Consider the following 3,528-nt stretch of genomic DNA (forward strand, 5'->3'; position numbering starts at 1 on the left):
TCGCCCTGCTGGTCACGGCCGGCGCCGGGCTGGTACCGACCGACGAGATGTTCTCCGGACTGGGGCATCCAGCCGTGGTCACCGTGGCCGCCGTGCTGGCCCTGAGCCGCGGGCTGCTGAATGCCGGCGTCGTGGACACACTGGCCCGTTCGCTCACGCGGGTGGGAGATCGCCCCTGGGTCCAGGTGACCGCCTTGACCGGCGTGGTGGCCATCGCCTCGGCCTTCATCAACAACGTCGGCGCACTGGCCCTGTTCATGCCGGTCGCCGTCTGGATGGCCCGCCACGGCGGGCGATCGCCCTCCTTTCTTTTGATGCCGCTGGCCTTCGGCTCCCTGCTGGGCGGGACCCTGACGATGATCGGCACCCCGCCGAACATCATCATCGCCACCTACCGCGCCGAGGAAGCCGGGTCCGCGTTCGCCATGTTCGACTTCCTGCCGGTAGGGCTGGCCATCACTCTCGTGGGGCTGGCCTTCATCGCCCTGATCGGCTGGCGCCTGACGCCGCAGCGCCGTCGAGCAGACGACTCCGACGAACTGTTCGAGATTTCCGCCTACCTGACCGAGCTTCACGTGCCGGAGGACAGCAAGTTCACCGGGCACTCGCTCCACGAGCTCCTGGCCGCGGTGCGGGAGGATGCGGACGTGCTGGTGGTCGGGCTGGTGCGCGAGGGCAAGCGCAAGGAAGTGCCCTCCACCCACGAGGTGCTGCGAACCGATGACATCCTGCTGGTCGAGGCGGATTCGGACAGTCTCAAGACGCTCATCGACATCACGGGGCTCGAGCTGCCATCACGTGACGAAGACGACAAGGACGACAAAGCCAACAGGGAAGACGACGAGGAACACGAGGACAGCACCTCGGAATCGGAGAAGCCGGACCGCAGCGAGCTGACCCTGGTGGAGGCGATCATCACTCCCGGTTCGACGCTGGTCGGCAAGACGGCCGAACGGCTCGATCTTCGCGAACGGCATGGCGTCAACATTCTCGCGGTGGCACGTCAGGGCAAACGGTTGCGCGAACGCATCGGCCGCATCCGTTTCGTTCCCGGCGACATCCTGCTGCTGCAGGGCAGCGAGGACACTCTGCAGTCGGCGCTGAACACGCTTGGCTGCCTGCCGCTGGCTTCACGGGGTCTGCGGATCACTCGACCGCGACGGGTCCTGACCGCCAGCGCCATCTTCCTCGTGACGCTGGCGCTGGTCGCACTGCAGACCGTCCCGGCAGCGATGGGCCTGGTCGCTGGCGCCGTGGCCATGGTGCTCGGCCGCCTGATCCCCCTGGGGGAAATCTACGACAGCATCGACATGCGCATCATCGTCCTGCTGGCCGCCTTGCTGCCCGTCGGCCAGGCGCTCGAGACCACCGGTGGCTCGGCCCTGATCGCCGAGGGGCTGCTGGACCTGGCTACCTCGGCCTCGCCAGCGGTCATGCTGGCCATCCTGATCACCACCGTCATGCTGCTCTCGAACGTCGTCAACAACGCAGCGGCCGCGGTGCTGGCCGCGCCGGTGGCGATCAAGCTCGCCGAGGGCATGAACGCCTCGGCCGACCCGTTCCTGATGGCCGTGGCCATCGGGGCCTCCTGCGCATTCCTCACCCCGATCGGGCACCAGTCCAATACCCTGGTCATGGAGCCGGGCGGATACCGTTTCGGCGACTACTGGCGCATGGGCCTACCCGTCTCCCTGCTCGTCGTGGCCACCGCGGTTCCGGCCATCCTCTGGGTCTGGCCCCTGTGACGGTTGAGCAAGGGAAACTCTGCACGATTCGATGACGTCTGAAGCGGGACCTCCAGGGGCCCAGATGCAAGGCGCATTCCGCCGTGAAGGGCCGTTGTCCTTTACAAGGGCTGCAACGTAGCAGATGGGCCCTTGGAGGCCCGCCCGGACGGGGCTCGCGGGTTTGTCCGCACTCGGCGTTGCCGTCCCTCGACGGGCAACGAGCACGCCTTCGGTCCGGCGCCTTGATTGCGAACAAACCCGCGAGCCAGAGATGCCATCGAATCGTGCAGAGTTTCCCAAGGGAAGGTTTCGCACGAACACGATGCTTGCCAAGCCGACGAGGTTCTCTTATCATACGCGGCCTTTGAATTGACCCGCCCGCGTGCCGGCCGCCTGCAAGGCCAGACTCACTTCGGTACGCGCGCAATCAGACGAGTCGCTCAGGAGACAATCATGGCCCGAGTTTGCCAAGTAACCGGGAAGCGCCCGGCGGTCGGTAACAACGTATCGCACGCGAACAACAAGACCCGTCGTCGGTTCCTGCCCAACCTGCACAAGAAGCGGTTCTGGGTGGAGAGCGAGCAGCGGTTTGTCAGCCTGCGTGTTTCCAGCCACGGCCTGCGCACCATCGACAAGGTCGGCATCGACACGGTCATCGCCGAGATGCGCGCCCGCGGCGAGAAGGTCTGAACACCGCCCAATTCTTCGAGGTTACAACGACATGCGTGACAAGATCCGACTGGTATCCAGTGCCGGCACCGGCCACTTCTATACCACCGACAAGAACAAGCGGAACATGCCGGAAAAGATGGAAATCAAGAAGTACGATCCGGTAGTACGCAAGCACGTCATCTACAAGGAAGCCAAGATCAAGTAAGGCTCCCGGCCGTCTCCGGATGGCCGGCCTGTCTCTTGATCGGCCCCTGACGGACCCCGCGAGGATGCCTCGCGGGGTTTCTTCGTGCCATGCCCGAACTTCCCGAAGTCGAGACCACCCGCCGCGGCATCGAGCCGTTCGTCGCCGGCCACCGCATCGAGGGCGTCACCGTACGTGACCCACGACTGCGCTGGCCGGTGCGCGAGGACCTGCCCGCATTCCTCGCGGGCCGACCGGTGGAGTCGGTCGAGCGGCGCGCCAAGTACCTGCTGCTGTGCCTCGATGGCGACGAGCGCGTGCTGATCCACCTGGGCATGTCCGGCAGCCTGCGGCTCGACGACCCGGACAACCCGCCACGCAAGCACGACCATGTCGAATGGCGGCTGGACAACGGCAAGGCGCTGCGTCTCCACGACCCGCGCCGTTTCGGCGCCGTGCTCACCGATCGCAGCGACGCGCCGCACCAACGCCTGGCCGCACTCGGCCCGGAACCCCTTGGCGAGAGGTTCGACGGCACCTACCTCGCCGGGCGACTCGCCGGCCGGCGCGTGGCCATCAAGCAGGCGATCATGAACGCGGGCATCGTGGTCGGCGTGGGCAATATCTACGCCTCCGAGGCCCTGTTCCTCGCCGGCATCCATCCGGCAACCCCGGCGGGCCGCCTCGACCGCGACGACTGTCACGCCCTCGCCGCCGCCATCCGCCAGGTCCTCGCCGCGGCCATCGAACAGGGCGGCACGACCCTACGCGACTTCCTCGCCCCCTCGGGCGACCCGGGCTACTTCCGCCAGACGCTCAACGTCTACGAACGCACGGACCAGCCCTGTCGCCGCTGCGGGACGCCGGTCGAGCGCATCGTCCTCGGTCAGCGCTCGACCTGGTTCTGTCCGGCGTGCCAGTCAGCCTGAAGAGATCAGAGGTGAG

Annotated in this window: 4 protein-coding genes; all 4 read left to right on the forward strand. The window is 66.6% G+C overall.

Annotation, left to right across the window (positions count from 1 at the left end; genetic code table 11):
* The coding region (locus tag ACESL5_RS09610; protein WP_372592560.1) for an SLC13 family permease at positions 1 to 1,745 on the forward strand (1,745 nt) is incomplete at its 5' end.
* Between the two features lie 435 nt (positions 1,746 to 2,180).
* Positions 2,181 to 2,417 (forward strand): 50S ribosomal protein L28, encoded by a 237-nt coding sequence (gene rpmB / locus ACESL5_RS09615; RefSeq protein WP_058574603.1) that lies wholly within the window; start codon positions 2,181 to 2,183, stop codon positions 2,415 to 2,417.
* A 31-nt stretch (positions 2,418 to 2,448) separates the two neighbouring features.
* Positions 2,449 to 2,604: a 50S ribosomal protein L33 gene (gene rpmG / locus ACESL5_RS09620; RefSeq protein WP_068473563.1), complete on the forward strand. Its 156-nt coding sequence runs from the start codon at positions 2,449 to 2,451 to the stop codon at positions 2,602 to 2,604.
* Positions 2,605 to 2,693: 89 nt separating this feature from the next.
* Entirely contained in the window at positions 2,694 to 3,512 is an 819-nt protein-coding gene (gene mutM, locus ACESL5_RS09625; RefSeq protein WP_372592561.1) for a bifunctional DNA-formamidopyrimidine glycosylase/DNA-(apurinic or apyrimidinic site) lyase, read from the forward strand.
* Positions 3,513 to 3,528 lie beyond the last annotated feature (16 nt).

The sequence above is a fragment of the Guyparkeria sp. genome, from assembly GCF_041687595.1.
GTDB lineage: Bacteria > Pseudomonadota > Gammaproteobacteria > Halothiobacillales > Halothiobacillaceae > Guyparkeria.

Coding starts and splice junctions, on each gene's coding strand:
- rpmB (WP_058574603.1), top strand. CDS start 2,181: ATGGCCCGAGTTTGCCAAGTAACCGGGAAGCGCCCGGCGGTCGGTAAC.
- rpmG (WP_068473563.1), top strand. CDS start 2,449: ATGCGTGACAAGATCCGACTGGTATCCAGTGCCGGCACCGGCCACTTC.
- mutM (WP_372592561.1), top strand. CDS start 2,694: ATGCCCGAACTTCCCGAAGTCGAGACCACCCGCCGCGGCATCGAGCCG.